Source organism: Kitasatospora sp. MAP5-34 (genome assembly GCF_029894335.1).
GTDB lineage: Bacteria > Actinomycetota > Actinomycetes > Streptomycetales > Streptomycetaceae > Kitasatospora.
Map to the genome: position 1 here is coordinate 46,115 of NZ_JARXZC010000044.1, position 19,113 is coordinate 65,227.

16 protein-coding genes are annotated in these 19,113 nt (G+C 69.9%); 1 reads left to right on the forward strand and 15 read right to left on the reverse strand.

The window, feature by feature from the left end:
* From pstC to P3T29_RS28040, 15 genes are all read right to left on the reverse strand, one after another.
* On the reverse strand, window positions 1-1,029 hold the full coding sequence (pstC, locus tag P3T29_RS27970; RefSeq protein ID WP_280719441.1) for a phosphate ABC transporter permease subunit PstC: 1,029 nt from the start codon (window positions 1,027-1,029) through the stop codon (window positions 1-3).
* Between the two features lie 97 nt (window positions 1,030-1,126).
* Complete coding sequence (locus tag P3T29_RS27975) at window positions 1,127-3,724, reverse strand: hypothetical protein (protein ID WP_280719442.1); 2,598 nt, start codon at window positions 3,722-3,724, stop codon at window positions 1,127-1,129.
* Between the two features lie 269 nt (window positions 3,725-3,993).
* A complete protein-coding gene (locus tag P3T29_RS27980) occupies window positions 3,994-4,581 on the reverse strand; it encodes a hypothetical protein (protein WP_280719443.1) in 588 nt (195 codons plus the stop codon).
* A 250-nt stretch (window positions 4,582-4,831) separates the two neighbouring features.
* Entirely contained in the window at window positions 4,832-5,869 is a 1,038-nt protein-coding gene (locus P3T29_RS27985; RefSeq protein WP_280719444.1) for a substrate-binding domain-containing protein, read from the reverse strand.
* 302 nt (window positions 5,870-6,171) lie between these two features.
* Window positions 6,172-6,645 (reverse strand): hypothetical protein, encoded by a 474-nt coding sequence (locus P3T29_RS27990; RefSeq protein WP_280719445.1) that lies wholly within the window; start codon window positions 6,643-6,645, stop codon window positions 6,172-6,174.
* A 106-nt stretch (window positions 6,646-6,751) separates the two neighbouring features.
* On the reverse strand, window positions 6,752-7,246 hold the full coding sequence (locus P3T29_RS27995) for a hypothetical protein (protein ID WP_280719446.1): 495 nt from the start codon (window positions 7,244-7,246) through the stop codon (window positions 6,752-6,754).
* A 334-nt stretch (window positions 7,247-7,580) separates the two neighbouring features.
* Window positions 7,581-9,026, reverse strand: coding sequence for a glyceraldehyde-3-phosphate dehydrogenase (locus P3T29_RS28000; RefSeq protein ID WP_280719447.1), 1,446 nt, complete (start codon window positions 9,024-9,026; stop codon window positions 7,581-7,583).
* Window positions 9,027-9,162: 136 nt separating this feature from the next.
* Complete coding sequence (locus P3T29_RS28005) at window positions 9,163-10,038, reverse strand: LysR family transcriptional regulator (RefSeq protein ID WP_280719448.1); 876 nt, start codon at window positions 10,036-10,038, stop codon at window positions 9,163-9,165.
* A gap of 115 nt (window positions 10,039-10,153) precedes the next feature.
* Window positions 10,154-10,528: a cupin domain-containing protein gene (locus P3T29_RS28010; protein WP_280719449.1), complete on the reverse strand. Its 375-nt coding sequence runs from the start codon at window positions 10,526-10,528 to the stop codon at window positions 10,154-10,156.
* Window positions 10,529-10,649: 121 nt separating this feature from the next.
* Complete coding sequence (locus P3T29_RS28015; protein WP_280719450.1) at window positions 10,650-12,239, reverse strand: MFS transporter; 1,590 nt, start codon at window positions 12,237-12,239, stop codon at window positions 10,650-10,652.
* Between the two features lie 76 nt (window positions 12,240-12,315).
* A complete protein-coding gene (locus tag P3T29_RS28020; RefSeq protein ID WP_280719451.1) occupies window positions 12,316-12,717 on the reverse strand; it encodes a VOC family protein in 402 nt (133 codons plus the stop codon).
* Window positions 12,718-12,746: 29 nt separating this feature from the next.
* Window positions 12,747-13,136 (reverse strand): cupin domain-containing protein, encoded by a 390-nt coding sequence (locus tag P3T29_RS28025; RefSeq protein ID WP_280719452.1) that lies wholly within the window; start codon window positions 13,134-13,136, stop codon window positions 12,747-12,749.
* Window positions 13,137-13,176: 40 nt separating this feature from the next.
* On the reverse strand, window positions 13,177-15,045 hold the full coding sequence (locus tag P3T29_RS28030; protein WP_280719453.1) for an FAD/NAD(P)-binding domain-containing protein: 1,869 nt from the start codon (window positions 15,043-15,045) through the stop codon (window positions 13,177-13,179).
* On the reverse strand, window positions 15,042-15,890 hold the full coding sequence (locus P3T29_RS28035; protein WP_280719454.1) for an N-acyl homoserine lactonase family protein: 849 nt from the start codon (window positions 15,888-15,890) through the stop codon (window positions 15,042-15,044). The genes P3T29_RS28030 and P3T29_RS28035 overlap by 4 nt, the downstream gene beginning before the upstream one ends.
* 5 nt (window positions 15,891-15,895) lie before the next feature.
* Window positions 15,896-17,248, reverse strand: coding sequence for a lysine 2,3-aminomutase (locus P3T29_RS28040; RefSeq protein WP_280719455.1), 1,353 nt, complete (start codon window positions 17,246-17,248; stop codon window positions 15,896-15,898).
* 405 nt (window positions 17,249-17,653) lie between these two features.
* On the opposite strand from P3T29_RS28040, the gene P3T29_RS28045 reads away from it, so the two are divergent.
* Window positions 17,654-18,907 carry an MFS transporter gene (locus P3T29_RS28045; protein WP_280719456.1) on the forward strand — a complete coding sequence of 418 codons (1,254 nt, stop codon included), beginning with the start codon at window positions 17,654-17,656 and terminating at the stop codon, window positions 18,905-18,907.
* Window positions 18,908-19,113: the final 206 nt, after the last annotated feature.

Below are 19,113 nucleotides of genomic sequence, written 5' to 3' on the forward strand. Positions count from 1 at the left end.
TCAGTCCGCCGTCGCCGCGCCGGAGCGGGAGCGGCCGATGACCACGGCCGCCAGCATGTTGACCACCAGCGTGAGGCCGAACAGCACCAGCCCGGCGGCCATCAGCGCGGAGAGCGACAGGGGGTCCGACTCGCCGAAGTGCAGGGCGATCAGCGAGGAGATCGAGTTGGCACCGTTCTCCAGGATGTGCGTGGTGACGGTGAACTTCGGCGAGATGATCAACGCGACGGCGATGGTCTCGCCCATCGCCCGGCCGAAGCCGAGCATCACCGCGCCGACCACGCCACCCCGGCCGAACGGCAGGACCACGCTGCGCACCATCCCCCACCGCGTGCTGCCCAGCGCGTAGGCGCCCTCCCGCTCGCCCTGCGGGGCCTGGGAGAAGACCTCCCGGCTGAGCGAGGTGACGATCGGGATGATCATCAGCGAGACCACCGTCCCGACGATGAACGGGGACGAGGTGTAGGAGGCCCCGATGTCACCGGAGCGGACCTTCAGGAAGGGGATCCAGTGGCCGAGGTGCATGGTCGTCCAGCGGACGAAGCCGACGATGCGCGGTTGCAGGAAGAACAGTCCCCACAGGCCGTAGACGATGCTGGGGATCGCCGCCATCAGGTCCACCAGCGACACCAGTGCCGAACGGATGCGCTCCGGCGCGTACTCGGAGACGTACACGGCGGTGGTGAGCGCGACGGGGACGGCGATCACCAGCGCCACCATCGCGATGATGACGCCGTCGGGAAGGACGGCCGCGATGCCGAAGACGTGGGACTGCGTCAGCCACTTCTCCTGGGTGAAGAACGACCAGCCGGTGGCGTGCAGGGCCTGCAGCCCCCGGAGGAGCAGGAAGAACGCGATCAGTCCCATGATCAGGAAGACCGACAGCCCGGCGGCCCGCAGCACGCCTCGGAAGACCAGGTCGCCGGGGGTGACCGGAGCGGTGATCCGGCGCGGGCGGTCGGCAGCCTGGTCGCCGCCGCCGCCCACGGGCTCGGCGTGGCGGACTGCGCCGGGCGTTCTCGAGATCATCGTCGTCTGCACTTCCTCGGCGGTGAGGCCACCGGCTGGAACGGGATGGAACGGAACGGGACGGAACCGGACCCGTGGAGCGGGACAGGAGCCCAGGTCAGCGCCGCAGGCGTGACAGACCCGAGCGCAGGCCGCGCCGGACCGACGAGGACGCGCCGCGCAGGCCCACGCGCAACCGGCTGCCCGCGTCCGTGCCGCCGAGGACGATCCCGATCGGCCCGCCGACCAGCAGCACCGCGCCGCCGATGAGCAGGGCGGGGAGCAGCAGCCGTTGCGAACCGGCCCGGTCCGGGCTCGGATTCCCGGCGGCCACCTGCTGCGAGTTCAGCGGCGAGCCGGTGGCGGCGCCGCTCGGCGAGACCTTGCCGGGAGTACTGCCGTCCCCGGTGCCGGTTGCGCCCCCGGACGTGCCGGCCGCCCCTCCGGTCGTGCCACCCGCGCCGCTGCCGCCCGTACCACCCGTACCGGACGGGCTCCCGCTCCCGCCGCCGGACCCGCCCGCCGGACCGGTGGACCCCGGGTGGGCGGCCGCGACCTGGTTGCCGGGCAACGCGCCGTCCTGGAACGCGACATGCTGCACGGCGGCCTGCGCCTGCTGCTGCTGAGCCGTCGTCAGGTCGAGGAACCCGGACGTGAGCCGACCCGGCTGGAATCCGTACACCTGCCCGTTCCCCTGGTCCGTCACCTGCCGGACGAACTGTGAGATCTTTCCGGCCTTGGCCGTCGAGAGCCCCTGGGTCGGCAGCATCGCGTACTGCACCGTCGTCAGCGGATACGCGGCGGCGTCCTTGCCGAACGCGCTGCCAGCGATCCCGTAGGGCAGGGTCTGCGTACCCGTCGTCGGGTCGACCGGCATGTCGTTCACGGCCGCCTGCTGGCTGTCCAGCGTCGGGGACACGAACGAACCTGCGGGGTTCTCGAGTTGGGCCTCCGGCAGCGAGTAGGCCTTGGCCTGCCCGGTGTCCATGACGGCGAACAGGGCGCGCTGGCCGATCGTGCGCGGGGTGCACTTGTCGTGCGAGTGCGACACGTTGAAGTCCGGGTTGACGCAGGTCGGTTGGTTCTGCAGAGCGTTGCGGGCCACCTGAACCAGGCCGCCGAGCAGCGGATTCCACTCCAGCTGCTTCAGGTGGACGGTGCCGATGGGATTGTTGTTCTCGGCCCCCGTGGAGTCCTGCGGGATGAACGAGTCCACCGGGTACCCCGCGAAGCCCGGGCGCAGGTAGAACGTGTCGACGTGCATCCCCCAGGGATCCGGCGCCCCTTGCAGGAACGCCTCGGCCTGCGGATCGGCGGCGATCCACGAGGTGAGCTGCCGGGTCGTGTCGGTCGTCCCGCCGACCACGATCGGCGCGGGGTCGGCGTTGACGGACAGGCAGGACGGCCAGTTCGGCCCGTTCGCCGGATCGACCGGGTTGAGCTGCAGGAACTCGGGATCGTCGAAGACACAGATCGGATTTCCGGCGACCGAGGCGAACGAGCTGCTCTTGGCGGGGATGAAGGTCTGCACGTACGACTGCGTGAGCATCTTCGCCAGGAGCCTTGCGTCGAGCCGCAGATGGAGGATCTGCTGACCGGACTTGCGGTCGTCCAGCAGGAAGACGACCGACAACGAGGTGGTCGCGAGCGGGGCGTAGACGTACGGGCGCGGGGCCGGGCCGGTGTCGGGATAGGCCGTCAGCGCCACATCACTGCCGGTGCCTTGCAGGAACCGGGCGCGGGCCTGCGGTTCGCCGCCGCCGGAGGTGTACTGGACGTTGATCGGCGAGGCGCCGAGGCAGGCACCGGCCCGCCACTGCTGCATCGCCCGGTTGGCCATCTCCAGGCCCTGGGCGGTGAAGTCGGCCTGCTTGACCTTGCAGTCGGTCGGGGTCGGCGCGAAGCTCAGCGGTACCGCGACGTGGTTGCGCCAGGCGCAGCTCTCGCCGTCCTCGTTGCTGTTGCCGAGGTCCACGGTCTGCATGATGGAGTCCACCGCCTCCAGAACCCCGTTCGCCCCGGTGTCCTGCGAGTGGTCCAGACAGCCGCCCGAGGTCCCCACCAGCGGGCCGATGCCGACCGCGTCACCGCCGTACTCGGGCTCGACCACGAGCGAGCAGGCGTGCTGGGGATCGCAGCCGAGGGTCTGGCTCTGCTGCGCCGTCCAGACCTCGATGTCGGCCGAGCCGGTGCCGTCCGCGTGGGTCAGCGCGATCTTCATGTTGCTGGGGTACTCGGGGGTGGTCGTTCCGGCCGGCGGCGGCGCTTGCTGGAATCCCTTGGCAGGGTTCTGGTTGTAGAGAGTGCTGCCGTAGCAGTCGGTGACCTTCGGGTCCGCGCCCCGGCACTCGTAGACCCGGACCGGGTACAGGATGTTGCCGTCACCCGGCAGGATGTACGTGGGCAGCGTGGCGCCGCCGAAGGTGGAGGGGGTGAAGCCGCTCCAGGACACGTGGACCACCTGGTCGGACAGGTTGTCGGCCTGGCTGACCGTCACCGACCCGTCCGGGCCGTAGCCCCCGTTGGACCCCTTACCGGGCTGCCAGACCGGGGGGCCCTGGACGGTGGTACCACCGGCGTCCGCCCGCGCCTGCGGGACCGTGTGCACGGACTGCGGCAGGGCCCCCAACGACGCAGGCAGGAGCAGGGCCCCCAGGACGACGAAAAGCCCTCGGTGCAGCCACCCCCGGTACGACAGCCGATCTGCTCGCGGCACGGATCATCCCTCCGACGATCAACGACGATCAACACGGCCGCGCCCGTCCGGCGGCCACCGTTGGAACCCATTCCGCCCTGACACCATGACAAGTGACGGTCCATCAGATGTACGGGACGACAACGGACGCGTCGGTTCTGCCGACCGTCGCGGCACAACAGGTGCGGGAGGGCGCAGACGCGGGAGGGCACCTGTGTGGGAGGACACCTGTGCGGGAGGGCGGGAACGGGATCTCCCCCGCGCCCGCCCCCGGCCCCGCGGTCCGGGAGTCAGGAAGCCGGGGTGTAGCTGACCGACAGTGCACCGAACGCCTGCCCGGCGACGAAGAAGCCCGTCCCCAACTGCGCGTCCAGGTACTGCGCTGCGGCGGGGTCGAGGCCCGCCTCCGACGCGGTGAAGTTCTGCGTGGTGCCGGTGACGCCCACGGACAGGTCACCGGACGGGTCGAGCAGCGGCACCGGCGTGCTGGACCCCTCCGGGACGCCGGTGAACTGACCCGCGAAGTCGTCGAACGCGAGCTGCGTGAACTCCACGGCCCGGAAGGTCTTCGCGTCGACGACCAGCAAACTGCCGCCCAGCTGCAGACTGCCGGTCTCCTGCAGGAGGTTGGCGCTCCCGCCGGCCACCGGGAAGGAGGCCGAGGCGCCGGTGGCCGTCGGGTACGAGTCGGTCCCCGGGGGCAGCGCCATCGCGACGATGCCCGCAGAGGCGGCCTGCTGGAGGTAGGCGTTGCTCTCCGACACCACGACGCTGCCGGAGGCGGGAGTCGCGGCCACGGCGGGGGTGGTCACACCCATGCCGAGGGCGAGCGCCGAAGCGGCGGCGACGGCCAGGGCGAGATACGTACGACGAATCATGGGCTTCTCCTCAGAAGTCTCTGCGGACGCGGACGCGAACGCGCAACGCGAGGCGCGAAGTGCGAAGTGCGAAGCACGAAGCGCGAAGCGTGGAGGGGGGCATACGGGAACGACCTGCGCGGACACGGGGTCGGAAGAAGGCCGGCGCCGGAGAACCGGCACCGGCCCGACCGGTCGGGCGCCGGGGGAATCCGGCACCCGACCGAGGGAGGAGCTGATCAGGGAAGGGGTCGATCAGAGGTGCGGTCGATCAGGGGTGCGTGATGACACCGCAGAGGGGCAGCGGCAGGAAGCCGTAGCTCTTCAGGTCGGCCTGGGCCGTGGCGTTCTTGCAGATGAAGCCGGTGGAGCCGAAGATCGCCTTCAGCACGGCGGCGTGGGAGTCTCCCGCGTTCCAGTCACCGGAGCGGACGACGTTGTAGACGTTCCGGCCCCACACGCTCGGGCTGTTGACGAAGGCGGAGTTGATCACCTTGTTGACGGTGTCGACCGGGGCGATGCCGTCGGCGTCGCGGATCGTCAGCGTGCCGGGGGCGTCGCTGCCGGACGTGTGGCCGTAGTACACCTGGCCGATGTAGTGGGCGACGGAGTAGGGGACGATCGCGTCGTTGCTGGCCAGTGCCGGGTCGGTGCCCTCGTTCTCCTCGACGCCGCTGGTGACACAGCCACCGGGGGTGGTGATGCCCAGCACACCGAGGAAGAAGGAGCGGGTGCCGGAACCGTTCTGCGGCAGGTAGGGCAGGATGGTGGCGTTCGGGCCGGTGTAGCCGGAGACGTCCGTGATCTGGTTCCAGTTGGTGATCGAGCAGTTGTAGATGCCGGTCAGGTCGGCCTTGCTCAGGTTCGCCGGGGCGTCACCGGCCGCCTGGGCGGCCCAGCTCACGGCGTCCTTGGCGTAGGCGATGAAGTCGTCCGTCGGCTGGTCGGTGCCGGTCTTCGGGCCGCGCGAGGAGCGGGCGAAGTCGACCGTGGACTTGGTGGTGGTCTCCAGCGCGCTGATGCCCGCGCTGGAGCCGTTCGGGCGGGTGATCGGCGTGGCGCCCGACTTGGTGGTGATCGGGCTCGTGCCGGTCGCGTCCCAGCTGTAGAGCTTGGGGGTACCGGTGTAGTCGGCGGAGAGCCGGTTCAGCACGACCTGGGTGGTGTCCGAGCCCACGCCGACGATGTCGGTGGCGGCCGGGGTCACGCCGGCGGGCGGGTCGGCGAGGGCAGGTCCGGCCGCGAGGGTCACTGCGGCGGCAGTGACGGCGGCGGCGGAGACGAACTTGGCGACTACGGTCTTACGCATGTTGCTGTTCCTCCACGAGGAGAGACGTACATGGCGGACCAGGGTCCGGACTCGAACCCGGTGCCGGTGGCGGCAGCCGAGCGGCCTCCGGCGGGATGAGCATCGCCGGGCCCGGTCCCCCGGCCAAGGTCCCCCGGGCCCCGGCCGAGGCCGTACGGCCGACCGGCCGACCGCGTCGGCCGTGGCGTTGTCGCAGATCAGGACGGTCGTCCGGAGCTGTCCCCGGGAGCGGGACCCGCTCACGCCGGCACGGTACGTGCTTCTCGCGGTGGCGGTTCGGGTACGCCCCGGACATCCCTCGTTCACCGGTGCCGCCCACCCGGCAGGACGCCGTCCCAGGCCTCGGCGGGCAGCAGGTCCAGCGCGGCCAGGAAGCCGTCCAGGCCCTTGCGGCACTGGTCCTGCCGCAGATAGCTCCGGGCGCTGCGCGCGATCGGCTCGCCCGCGCCGCCGGGGCCTGCGGACCGCCGCGCGGGCAGGTGGGCGCGCCACGACCAGGAGCGGCCCTGCTCCTGCAGCACGGAGCAGCGCAGCGCGTGCCGGTCCGCCCGTAACTCGCCTAAGGCGGCCGCCAGTTCGGGTTCACTCCGGTAGAGCGTCACCGAACAGGCGAGCCGCCGTCCGTTCGCGGCGGCCAACGACCAGCCGACGAGCGCACCCGTGCCCCGCATGGCGAGCAGGCGCGGCAGACGCTGACCCGGCAGCCGGCGGCCCGAGGACTCCGAGCCCGGCTCCGCGCCCGGCTCGTCCGCCGGTAGGCCGGCTGTGGGCGACATCGTCCTGGTCACCTCCGTACGCTCACCGGTGTCAGCGGAATCACGAGTGCTCACTGTGGATCACTGCACCGGGGACGGCTGCCGGCTCCGGGGCGCACGACCTGCTTCACCACCCCTCCGTCGGACGGCTCGGGCCACCCGTCCGCTCGGCCGGCGGCCGGGTCGGCCCCAACCCCGACGGCACCGGCGCCACCGGTGGCTCGCCCGCCACTGCGGCCGCTCCCGCTTCGGGCCGGCCCTGTGGCGCGCCCAGCAGGGCGACGAACCTGCGGAACGCGTTCTGGCAGGTGGCGTGGCGCTCGTACGCACGCAGTGACCGGGCGAGCGGCCGGCCGTGCGGGCCGGGGACTGTCCAGATCCACCCGATGCCCTCGCTCTGGTGGATGATCCGCGCGAAGTGGCCGGCGCCCTCGTCACGTAACTCCAGGCACGCCCGGACCGCTGCCTCCGGCGTGCGGAAGTGGTCGGGGGAGACCGCGACGATCCGCCCGTTCGGCGCCTTCAGCCGCCATGCGTACAGCCCGCTGGCCGACTTCTCGGCAACGCAACGCCCCCCACTCCTCCCTCCCCACGCGTCGTCCTGGCTCCTCGGCTGTTCCATGCTCGGCTCCCTCGGCCTCGTGAGCTCTCGCTTGAGCCCGTGAACCTGCTGAACCTGCTGAACCTGCTGAACCTGCGCGCCTTTGCGGCCACGCCAAGCTGAGCAAGTCCGCCGAGTTGAGGAAAGATTTCCGGCCGGTTCCGAACCGCTGTTCCCTGGATGATTGCCCTTCGTTCATCAGCAGAGCCGTATCAGCCAAGGGAGTTGACGCTTCGTCAGGTTTCTGGGCCGGAACGGCCCGGGGCCACCTACGCGCACACCCGCCACTCTCACGGAGAGTGGCGGGTGTGCGAGGCGTACGGGTCGGCGAGGAGCGGGGGGCCGTCCCGCTGGATCAGGCCGCCGGGGCCGGGTAGGTCGGGTACTCCACCCCGGAGACGTGCTGGACGACCCGGACGACCTGGCACGAGTAGCCGAACTCGTTGTCGTACCAGAGGTAGAGGATGGCGTTGTTGCCGTCGACCTTGGTGGCACCGGCATCGACGATCGAGGCGTGGCGCGAGCCGATGAAGTCGCTCGAGACCGCGTCGGGAGCGCTGATGAAGTCGATCTGGCGCTTGAGCGGCGAGGTCAGCGACACGTTGCGGAGGTAGTCGAGGACCTCCTCGCGGTTGGTCTCGCGCGCGAGCGTCAGGTTGAGGATCGCGATCGAGACGTCCGGCACCGGGACGCGGATCGAGCTGCCGGTGATCGTCGCCTTGAGGTCGGGCAGCGCCTTGGCGACGGCCGAGGCGGCACCGGTCTCGGTGATGACCATGTTGAGCGCTGCCGAGCGGCCACGACGGTCGGAGTCGTGGTAGTTGTCCAGCAGGTTCTGGTCGTTGGTGTACGAGTGGACGGTCTCCACGTGGCCGCGCAGGACGCCGTACTCGTCCGCCATCGCCTTCAGCGGCGGGACGATCGCGTTGGTGGTGCAGGACGCGCAGGAGATGATCTGCTCGTCCGGCTTGATCGTGTCGTGGTTGACGCCGTGCACGATGTTGGGCACGTCGCCCTTGCCGGGCGCGGTCAGGACCACCTTGGCGATACCGGGGCGCAGGTGCTTCGACAGGCCCTCGCGGTCGCGCCAGCGGCCGGTGTTGTCGATCAGGATGGCATCGTTGATGCCGTACGCCGTGTAGTCCACCGTGGTCGGGTCATTGGAGTAGATGACCTTGATCTCGGTGCCGTTGGCGATGATCTTGCTGTTCGCCTCGTCGACGGTGATCGTGCCCTGGAACTGGCCGTGGATGGAGTCGCGCCGCAGCAGCGAGGCGCGCTTGACCAGGTCCTCGCCGGCGCTCTTGCGCACGACGATGGCGCGCAGTCGCAGCCCGTTGCCCGAACCGGCCTTCTCGATCAGCAGGCGGGCGAGCAGGCGGCCGATGCGGCCGAAGCCGTAGAGGACGACATCGCGCGACTCACGGCGTTCCATCTTGTTGGCACCCGTGGCACCGATGACCGCCTCGGCGGTGAACTCCGCCACGGAGAGGCCACGGCCGTCGGCCTGGTACGTCGCGGCGAGCATGCCGATGTCGATCTGGGAAGGGCCGAGATCGAGCGTGCTGAGCGCGTGCAGGAACGGCAGCGTGTCGGTGACCGAGAGCTCCTCGCCTGCGATCTGGCGGGCGAACCGGTGGGTCTTGAGGATGCTGACCACCGACTTGTTCACCAGGGAGCGGCTGTGCAGCAGGACAGTGACGTCCCTCTCCCGGTGCAGTCGGCCGATGATCGGAATCATCGACTCCGCGATCTCCTCGCGGTGCTTCCAGTTCGTGAACACGTCTTCGTTGACAGTCACAGGTCCATCTTTCGAGCTAGGCGATTACCCCCATGCTAGCTTTCGGCCATTTCGATCACTCGAGCGGACCCGCCTGGACCGCTGCGGCGCCCGCGCGCCGGGGCTGCTCGGCACACGGGCGCCACCGGGTCGCGGATCAGTCCGTCCCGGGGCCGCTCTCCGCCGGCCCGCCGAGGGCGTCCTGGGCGAGGGCGACGAAACGCGGCACCAGGGGGTGTCCGCCACGCTGGGGATAGACCAGGTTGAGCGGCACGCGCGGCGCGTCCGGAATGGGGAGGAACGACACGAATGAATGGATGTGCTGCCGGCCGACGAACTCCGGGACCACACCCATCCCCTTGTTCGAGGCGACGGCTTCCAACCATTCGTCGAAGTTGCGGCAGACGGCGGAGACGCTGGGGCGGCGGTCCACCGGCCAGTCCGCCAGGTTGGTCGTCCCGCTCACTTCGTTGAGCACCAACTGCTGGTCGGCGAGTTCCAGCCAGCCGATCTCCTCCCGCCCGGCGAGTTCGGACTGGGTGGAGACCGCTGCGATTCTTCGTTCGCACAGCAGGGTGACGACTTTCATACCGGGGGCCACTATCCGGCCTCGCAGGATCGCCAGGTCGGCGTCACCACGATCCACTCCCGCAAGCGCGGCATCGTGCCGGTGCACGCGCACCGGTACGCCCGTCTCCTCCTCGAAGCCCGCGATGACCTCCTGCGGCCACCCGGTGGGAAATCCCCAGGCGAATCCCACCCGGAACACGTCGTCCTCGGGTTCGGGGCGCAGTACCGCCTCCAACCGTGGTATCAGAAAGTGGAGTTGGTCGTAGAGGCTCTCGCCGGCTGCCGTAAGGGCCACCTGGCGAGTGGTCCGTTCCAGCAGCCGGCGGCCGAGTAACTCCTCCAGGCGTCGGATGTTGCGGCTGAGTGTCGGCTGGGAGACGTTCATCAGCTTCGCCGCCCGGGTGAAGTGCTTCTCGTCCGCCACGGCCAAGAACCCACGCAGGTGATGCAGTTCGATGCTCATGGACAGCAGCATATGCAGCGCCAGGAAAGCACCCTCGGCATTTTCGGGCACCCCCCGGCCCCATCGACGCAACTCCTCGCTCAGCTTCGTGAACTTCCTTGTCAGATATGGGATTTCAGCACTGGTACTCCTCGTCCGTCACGCCCTCCCGCCAGTCGGTGGGGCCGTCCGTGACGGCTATGTGGGTCATGAACGTGCCCGGTGCCGCGCCGTGCCAGTGCTCCTCACCGGGGTGGCAGATCACCGTGTCGCCGGCCCTGATCTCCTGGCGCTCGCCTCCCCTGGACTGCACGAGTCCCACGCCTTCGGTGACGTGCAGCACCTGGCCGGCGGGGTGCCGGTGCCAGGCGCTGCGGGAGCCGGGCGTGAACAGCACGTTGCGTACTTCGGCGTTGGCGGTGGCACCGATGCGCGGCCACAGCCACACGTCACCGGAGAACCGGTCCTCGGGTCCCTTGGTCGCATCTCCGGGGTGACGGTTGACGTCCATGGCGTGCTCTCCTTCGTGGTCGTTCTTGGCAGTGGTTGGTTGTGGACAAGAGGCATTGGGGCGTTGGGTCGTTGGGGCGTTGGGGCGCTGCGCGATCGACGCGCGTTCCTGGTCCGGCTGCTCAGCGCTCCGCAACCCGGTGTCCGGCCGCGCCCGGCTCGGCCTTCTCGGTCTTCTCGGTCTTCTCGGTCTTCTCGGCGAACAGGATCAGCGCGGAGGCGGCGACCGACACGGCGGCCAGCACAGCGCAGGTCGTGCTGAATGCGCCGTGCGGTGCTCCACTACGTGCGGCGAGGTCCAGGTACACGGTGCCGAAGACAGCCACCCCCATGGTTCCGCCGATTTGGAGGGTCGTGTTGAACAGGCCGCTCATGTCCGGCGCGTACCGGGGTTCGACGGATTCGGTCAGGTGCGCCAGGGTCCCGCTGAACGCCGAGCCGTAGCCGATGCCGCCGATGCCGAGAAGACCGATCAGCCAGACGGTTCCCTGGGCACCGGCCGCCACCCCGGCGAAGGCCACCGCCATCAGCAGTCCTCCCACCGGGGCCGCGAGCCTTCGGACGCGCACCCCCACCCGGCCGAGAATCGGACCGACCAGGGCGAACGTCGCCACCCACGCGATGGGGACCAGGCCCGAGTAGATCGCGCTCTTGCCGAGCCCCTGCTGCAGATAGAGCGCGAGGACGAACAGGAGCGCGAAGTAGACCGCCCTGGTGGCGGCTTGGGAGACGAGCGCGAAGTAGACCTGCCTGCGGGCGAGCAGCGCGACGTTCATCAGCGGGTCGCCCGCCCGCCGCGCGATGCTCCGCTCCACCCTGACGAACAGGGCGAACACCGGCAGGGACGCCGCGAGGCACAGCCACGCCCACAGCGGCCAGCCCACGTCCCGGCCGAGCACCAGCGGGGCCACCAGCAGGAACAGCCCCAGCGACAGCAGACCGACGCCGCGCATGTCCAGCTTCTTCTGACGCGAGGTCTTGTCGTCCGGCAGGAAGACGAACGAAGTGACCAGCAGGGCCACGCCGATCGGCACGTTGATCAGGAAGATGGGCCGCCATCCCGTGCCCAGGATGTCGGCCGACACCAGGACGCCGCCCAGCGCCTGGCCGATGACGGAGCTGACCCCGAGAACCCCGGTGTACGCACCCAGGGCCCGCCGGCGCGCGGTGCCCTCGAAGTGCACCTGGATTCCCGTCAGGACCTGGGAGACCATCAGGGCCGCGCCGAGCCCCTGCACGACGCGGGCGCCCACCAGGGCCACGCCGTTGGGAGCGAGGCCGCAGGCGAGCGAGGACAGCGTGAAGACGACGAGTCCGAGCAGGTACGTCCACCGCCGGCCACGGATCTCGCCCAGCCGGGCGCCGGTGATCAGCAGCATGGCGTACGCGAGCGTGTATCCCGAAACGATGAGTTCCAGTTCGCCGCTGGACGCGTGCAGGTGATCGCGGATCGAGGGGATCGCGACGTTGACCACCGCGATGTCGACGTTCCCGAGGAACATCCCGCCGAGCAGGGAGGCCAGCAGCCAGCCCGGCCGTCTCCCGCGCTGCCCGGAGAGGCCTTGCCGCGTCCCGGCTCGCGCCGGCTCGATTGCAACAGACGTCTTCAAGGAATCCACCTCCCGATCGTACCTACTAGTATGTACAGTCCACAATCCCGCGCTGCGGCAAGGCCGTCGACCGCCGACGGGACCGCCGGGTGACTGGACCACCCGGGCCAGTGGACCGCCCGGGCGCAGCCGGGAAGGGCCGGAGCCTGCCGGCTGCCCCCGGCCCTTCCCGGAGTCGCTAGGCCGAGTCCCGCTGGACCAGTTGGAACTGGATCCCGTTGGACGTCTCGGGCTGGGTCCAGGCGTTGAGGTTCGGGCCGACCGGGACGGGCTCGCTGGTGGTGAGCCGGACGCCGAGACCCTGGACCGCCCGCATGATCCGGGGCACGTCGTCTACCTCGACACCGATGTGCTCGATCCGGGCCTGGTTGCCGTCGCCCAGCCGGCGCCGGCGGGCTTCCTCGGTGGTGGGTTCGATGAGCTCGATGCGGCCGTCCCCGCACTGGTAGAACGCGATCTTCACGTTCCGCTCGGGCACCTCCTGCGCCCGCTCCAGGCGCATCCCCAGGCTTTCCAGGAATGCCCTCGCCTCGGCAATGTCGTCGACCACCACGCCGATGTGGTCAATCCGCTTGAACATGTTCGCCTCCCGCTCTGTCGCCGGTGTTGCTACGCGTGCTCTTTGGAGAAGTTGATGTGCAGGCCCGCCAGTTGGGGCAGGTTCGACATGTTGAGCAGGAGCAGATCCCCGCCCGCCTCCCGGTTCTCGAAGTGGTGCACGGACCAGGCCGGTATGAGCAGGATGTCGCCCTCGCTCAATTCGGCCGTCTCCCGGGTCTCGTCGAATATCACCGTGCCCGATCCGGACCGGACGAAATAGAGGTGCCACCAGGAGTGCGAGTGCGGGGTGCTGCGTTCGCCGGGCCGGACGGCCTGGAACGTCATCGAGGTGCCCGGGACGATCTCGTGGCTACCCCCGGGCGTGGCCAGGGTGAGGGTGCCGTACTCCGTGTGCTCGGCCGCTTCGAGTGCCTCGGCCAGAGCCTCCCACTGCCACACGACCGGGGCCGGCCGATCCGGCAGATGGCGTTTGCGGAATTCAGGGTACGGAAACTGGCTTCCGGTCTGCACCGGCATGTTCTTCCTCCCGGGTGACGTCGTATCGCCGTCGGATGTGCGCGATCATGTCGCGTACGGTCGTCTCGGCATCGAGGGTGAACTGCGAGGCCATTCCCTGCCGGGGCAGCGCATGGGTGTAGAACTGCGGCCCCTCGACGAGATAGCCGACCGCCCAGGCGGTGCGGAGCGGCTCGCCGGCCGCCGTGATCGGCCGGCCCCGCTCGTCGATGTCGATGCCGCCCGGCTTGAACGGGCCGTTCGCGTAGGGGCGGACGAGGCCGCGTGCCAGGAGATTCCCGATCAGCGGCGACTTGTCGCGCTCGGGGTGGAGCGAGTCGAGACGGGCGATGACCAGCACGTCGGCGTGGCAGGTTTGCGGACCGTCCGGGTAGTCGGTCCGGATCGCGAACCGCGCCGCCTCCCGGTCGAGGACCACTCGGCACCCCGGGCCGCCGGCCAGGTCCACGACCCCGGCCCGGAGCAGCGCGAGGAGTTGATGGTTGCGGTGCCGGGGCGGGCCGAACGAGACCCGGTTCATCATCGGGACGTAGGTCGCGTTGAACTTCCGGTGGGACTCGGGGGTGAGCCGGGAGAACTCGACGGCCTCCCGCAGGCCTGCCCGGGTGTCGCGGATGACGTCGGTGGCGGCCTTCACCGGGCTCGTCGCGTTGCCGATCTCCGCGTGCTCCAGGTCGCTGACGACGTAGTCGACGAAGAACCGCGTGAACGCGTCCTGGTTCGCGAATTCCCGGCCGCTCAGCGGGTCGATGACGGCCTCGATCGCGCGCCGCTCGGCCGGGGTGAGGTCGTACTCCTCGGGGGGAATGGGACGCTGTTCCCGCGCGGTGCGGTAGGCGTACCCCATTTCCCGCAGCAGCAGCGGAAGGACCTCCTCCTCGAAGTCGAGCCGGGGGTCGTTCCGGCGGTCCACCGCCTGCTCCTTCAGGCGCCGTACCGCTTCCTTGGTGAAGAACCGCGCCCGGTGCTGCCCGGTGAGGCCCTTCTGGTTCACCCCCCGCGCGCTGAACGGCAGGCACTGGCGCGAGAACAGCCGGATCCGCGGCTCGCGTCCGGACGGACGGTATTCCATGTCCGGCCCGGATCCGTGGAACCGGCCGCCGCGGCCGACCGTGAGTTCGGAGACGACGTCGTGCGCGGTCAGCCCGAACCCCTGAACCGCGACGGACGAGCCCGGTGCGATCTCCTGGAGCCGGTCCACCGGATACGGGGTCGGGCAGTACCCGAGCCGGGGGTTGCGGTCGGTGTTCGTCCGGGCGAACTCGTCGTACGCGCGGTCCTCTTCGGTGGGAAGCCGTTCGCAGTGCCCGGTGGCCAGGAAGACGTAATCGCTGGGGAGGACGAAACCCTTCGCCAGGTGGACAACGAAGCGACCGTCCTCCCGCGCCTCGATGTCCACGGCCCGGTCGCGGTGGTGCACGACGCGGACCCGGGGCGGCAGGGACCGGACCGTCCGATCGAAGACCCAGCTGAGGTAGCGGCCGAGCAACTGCCGTGGCAGGTAGGCGTGTTCCCCCACCGGCTGGCCCGCGTCGCCGCCGGTCGGGTAGAACTCGGCACCGAACTCCCGGTAGCCGCTGTCCGCCGCCCACTCGGTGAACGAGGGCCCCCGGCCGTCGGCGAACATCGTCACCTGGCTCGCGACGGTGTTGGTCAGCAGGTGCCCGGGCTGGCGTGCGGAGTGCGTGCCCTGGCCGCCGTCGCCCGGGTCGATGAGGTGCAGGTCCAGCCCGCACCCCTCGGGCAGTCGGTCGGCGAGTTCGGATATCCGCTGCAGGATGCTCAGGCCGCGTGGCCCCACACCGACGATGGACACCTGGAGGGCCGTCATCGCACGGCTCCGCTCGCCGCCGCGACCGGGGTGCCGTCGAGGGCCGGCTCGTGCAGACGGACCCAGTCGGGCGCCCCCGCGAGCCGGGGGAACCGCTGCGCCACCCGGGGGTCGTGACCGGGGATGATGTGGTCGTCGCCGTCCGCCAGGGCCTCGATCGTGTCGTAGCCGTCCATCATCGACGCGAGGTGGTCGAGGATCGGGAACGGGCTGCGCAGCCGGATGTTGTCCCACAGGTGGGTGGCGTCGCCGGCCAGCACGACCCAACCGCGCGCGGTGCGGACCCGGACCACCTGGGTGCCCGGGGTGTGACCCGGTACCGGATGTACCGTCACGCCGGGGATGAGCTCCGCCTCCCCCTGATGCAGCACCAGCCGCTCCTCGAAGAGTCCCTGGATCGCCGTCCGCACGTTGACCGCCTCGAATGGCTTGCGCACGGCGCGGTGACGCATGGCGGGCCCGGCGCAGAACCGGAGCTCCGCCTCCTGCAGGTGGATGCGGGCGGCGGGGAAGCGGTCCAGGTTTCCCGCATGGTCGTAGTGCATGTGCGTGATCACGATGTCCGAGACGTCGTCGGCCGTGATTCCGAGATCAGCCAGCGCGTCGACCGGGCAGCGGAACAGGGTCCGTCCCCGGCGCAGCGCCATCTCCTCGGGGAATCCGGTGTCCACCAGCAGGAGATGCCGATCGTTGCGGATCACCCAGAGGTAGAAGTCCATGGGCATGTCGGTGCCCGGGGGGAACTGGCCCTCGTCGAACAGGAAGTTGTCCCGTGCGGGCCGGCCGGCGTGCGTGCCGAACCGGAGCGCGAGGACTTCGTACGTCGGTTGCGTGTCCTCGGCCATGCGTCTCACACCTCCACGAGGGCGAGCGACGCTCCGAACGCGGAGCGACCGGCGGCGGGCGGCTCGTCCTCGAAGAAGAAGGAACGCTCCCCGAAGGCCGGGACGAGCTGGTCGAACCAGGTGGCGGCGGGGTCGAACTTCGCGTAGAAGGGCCGCCGCACGAGGTCACCCTGACGAGCCTGCAGGAACTGCAGGGCGAACACCTTCTCGCCCCGGATCGTCGGCGTACCGTCGATGAGCACCTTGCCCGGCATCGCGCTCATCGACGGGCCGCGCACGGTGCGGGACAGGCCGGAGACGGAGCCGTAGGCCGTCCGGAAGATGTCGTACGCCTCGGCCAGCGGCAGCTCGAAGTAGGAGCGTGCGCCGGTGTCGCGCTCGACGAACATGTAGTACGGGATGGCACCCAGCTTCACGCCCTGGGTCCACAGCTCGTGCCAGGCCATCGGGTCGTCGTTGATGTGCCGCAGCACGGGTGACTGCATGCGGACGACGGCGCCGGTCGCGATGACGCGCCGCAAGGCGTTCTGCGCGATGGCCGGACGCAGTTCGGCCGGGTGGTTGTAGTGGCCCATCAGGGCGAGGTGCTTTCCGGCGGCCACGACGCGCTCGAACAGACGCAGCAGGTCGTCGGCGTCCACGTCGCTGACGAAGCGCTGTGGCCAGTAGCCCACGGCCTTGGTGCCGATTCTGATGTTCTGGACGTGGGCCAGTTCGGGCGACAGCAGCGGTTCGAGATACCGCTCAAGAGTGGCTGTCCGCATGATCAGGGGGTCGCCGCCGGTGATCAGCACGTCGGTGACCTCGGGGTGCCGCTTGAGGTACGCGGCCAGCCCTTCGGCGTCCCGGGCCGCGAAGTGCAGGTCCTCCTCCCCGACGAACTGCGGCCACCGGAAGCAGAACGTGCAGTAGGCGTGGCACGTCTGGCCGGCGCTGGGGAAGAAGAGAACGGTCTGCGCGTACTTGTGCTGGATTCCGGGGACGACCTCGCCGTCCAGTTCCGGCACGTTGTGGGTCAGCTGGCCGGCCGGGTGCGGATTCATCCGCGAGCGGACCTGGTAGATCTGCTTGGCCAGCTGCTGCTTGTCGCCCGACCGCAGCAGGTCGCGCAGGGTGAGGTAGTCGTCCGGATCCAGCATCGTCCGGTGCGGGAAGTTGAGCCGGAAGATCGGGTCGTCGGGGATCCGGTCCCAGTCGATGAGTTCGTCGAGTACGTATTGGTTGGTCCTGAACGGCAGGACGTGGCCCACCACGTCGACCGCCTCACGGAGGTCCTGCGGAATGCGCTCCCACTGCGGTACCCGCTGAATCGAGGAGCGGTTGTAGGGCTTGTATTTGACAGGGCTGGAATTGTCCATGTTGATTCCTCGTCCGAATGGCGGAAATCGGGCATCGGGGGTCGGGAATGAAGGGTGTCGGGTGCCGGGTGCCGGGTGTCGACGATCGCGGCGCGGCGGGCGGCGGCCGGGGGAGTCCGGGGCTGCGGACATCTCCCGCTCGCCCTGTCAGAAAGCTAGTCAGCGAGTCGAGGCCTGAGAAATAGATCGATCCACTCACTCATTCGACCTACGCATGAATTACTTCTATGATCCCTGCGCATAAGTCTCCGGTGCACGGCATCAATGTCTTCACCGCTGACTAGGATCGGAACAGCTCGATCAGGAACGATCAGGAACAACCTCAAGAACGACGCTCAGGAACAGAAGGAACGGGGGGCTCGCGGTGACGGAACGGTCCGCTGAACGGGTGGAGGCGAACGCCCGGTGAACACACTCGCCCGTACCGACCGGCGTGCCCCGCTCGCCCCGACGAACCGTGCTCCGGCGAACCGCGATCCGGCCGGCCTGTCCACGGCGGTGGGCGTCGCGGCGGTCACCGTCCTCACAGCGCTGCCGGTGTTCCTGCCCGGGGCCGCGAACGGCCTGATCTCCGCAGAATTCGGGTGGAGTCCGGCGCGGATGGGGGCCGTCCTCGCCGTGTACTGGCTGGCGTCCCTCTCGGGCGCCTTCGCCAGCAAGCGGGCCGCGCTCCCGCCTGCGATAGAACGCACGCTGGCCATCGCACTGTGCGCCACCTGCCTGGGGCTGTTCTCAGCGGCAGTGGCACCGGTCATCGGCCTGTGGGTCAGCTCGGCCGTCGGCGGCTTCGCCTACGGCTACACCCAGCCGCACACCAACGCCCTGCTGATGCAACGGTGCGCGCCCCGGCTGCGCGCGCTCGCCTTCGGCCTGAAGCAAGCCGCAGTGCCGGCCGCGACCCTGCTCGCCAGCATGGCGATACCGGTGCTGGCCGGTCCGGCCGGCTGGCGGCCGGTGTTCGCCGGGACAGCGGTGCTGTGTGGCGTGGGCGGCGGTCTTCTTCTCGCACGGCACCGCCCCTCGGACATGCGGTCCCCGGCGGCGGCACGGGTGCGCGGTGTACCGCTGCGCGTGGACGGCTTTCTGCTGGCCCTCAGCTGCGCCGGCTTCTTCGGCGCGATGGTGGGCAACGGCCTGGGCGGCTTCCTGGTGCTCGCGCTGACCACCCGGGGCGCATCGCTGTCGGTCGCCGGCGCGGTGGCGACCGCAGGTGCCGCGCTGAACATCGTGGTCCGCCTGGTCGCGGGCTGGGTCGTCGGCCGGATACCTCGGATCGCGTGGGCAGCCCTGACCGGGCTCTTCATGGCCGGTGCGGCGGGCACCGCACTCCTGGCGCACACGACACTCGCGGTGACCGTCGTGGGCGCCCTGCTCGCGTGCGGCGGCGGCTGGGGCTGGGCGGGCCTGCTGCACTACGTCATCGGCCTGCCCTACGCCGGCCAGGAACAACAGGCCACGGCCTGCAGCCAGATGGGGGTGTCCCTGGGGGCCGCGACCGGGCCGATGGTGTGCGGATTGCTGTTCACCGTCAGCCCGGACGCCGCCTGGTGGGCACTGACGGCGGCCGGAGCGGCCGCTGCGGCGTGCGTCCTCGTCGCCCGAGCGCGCATCCCGGCCCGCCCGGACAGCAACCGCCCGACAGTGACCGCCCGACAGTGACCCGGCAGCGACCTGGTGGTGACGGGCCGTCAGCCCTGACCTGAACCGGCCTGGAAATCCGCCACGACCCGTTGACCCGCTCCGGTCATGTCGGCCCACATCGGTCCAGAAATGCAAATGACCCCCCATCCGTTCCCGGATGAGGGGTCATTTGTGAATGATTGTTCGGCGGCGTCCTACTCTCCCACAGGGTCCCCCCTGCAGTA

Coding starts and splice junctions, on each gene's coding strand:
- P3T29_RS27980 (WP_280719443.1), bottom strand. CDS start 4,581: ATGATTCGTCGTACGTATCTCGCCCTGGCCGTCGCCGCCGCTTCGGCG.
- P3T29_RS27985 (WP_280719444.1), bottom strand. CDS start 5,869: ATGCGTAAGACCGTAGTCGCCAAGTTCGTCTCCGCCGCCGCCGTCACT.
- P3T29_RS27990 (WP_280719445.1), bottom strand. CDS start 6,645: ATGTCGCCCACAGCCGGCCTACCGGCGGACGAGCCGGGCGCGGAGCCG.
- P3T29_RS28020 (WP_280719451.1), bottom strand. CDS start 12,717: ATGTTCAAGCGGATTGACCACATCGGCGTGGTGGTCGACGACATTGCC.
- P3T29_RS27995 (WP_280719446.1), bottom strand. CDS start 7,246: ATGGAACAGCCGAGGAGCCAGGACGACGCGTGGGGAGGGAGGAGTGGG.
- P3T29_RS28030 (WP_280719453.1), bottom strand. CDS start 15,045: ATGACGGCCCTCCAGGTGTCCATCGTCGGTGTGGGGCCACGCGGCCTG.
- P3T29_RS28005 (WP_280719448.1), bottom strand. CDS start 10,038: ATGAGCATCGAACTGCATCACCTGCGTGGGTTCTTGGCCGTGGCGGAC.
- P3T29_RS28040 (WP_280719455.1), bottom strand. CDS start 17,248: ATGGACAATTCCAGCCCTGTCAAATACAAGCCCTACAACCGCTCCTCG.
- pstC (WP_280719441.1), bottom strand. CDS start 1,029: ATGATCTCGAGAACGCCCGGCGCAGTCCGCCACGCCGAGCCCGTGGGC.
- P3T29_RS28035 (WP_280719454.1), bottom strand. CDS start 15,890: ATGGCCGAGGACACGCAACCGACGTACGAAGTCCTCGCGCTCCGGTTC.
- P3T29_RS28010 (WP_280719449.1), bottom strand. CDS start 10,528: ATGGACGTCAACCGTCACCCCGGAGATGCGACCAAGGGACCCGAGGAC.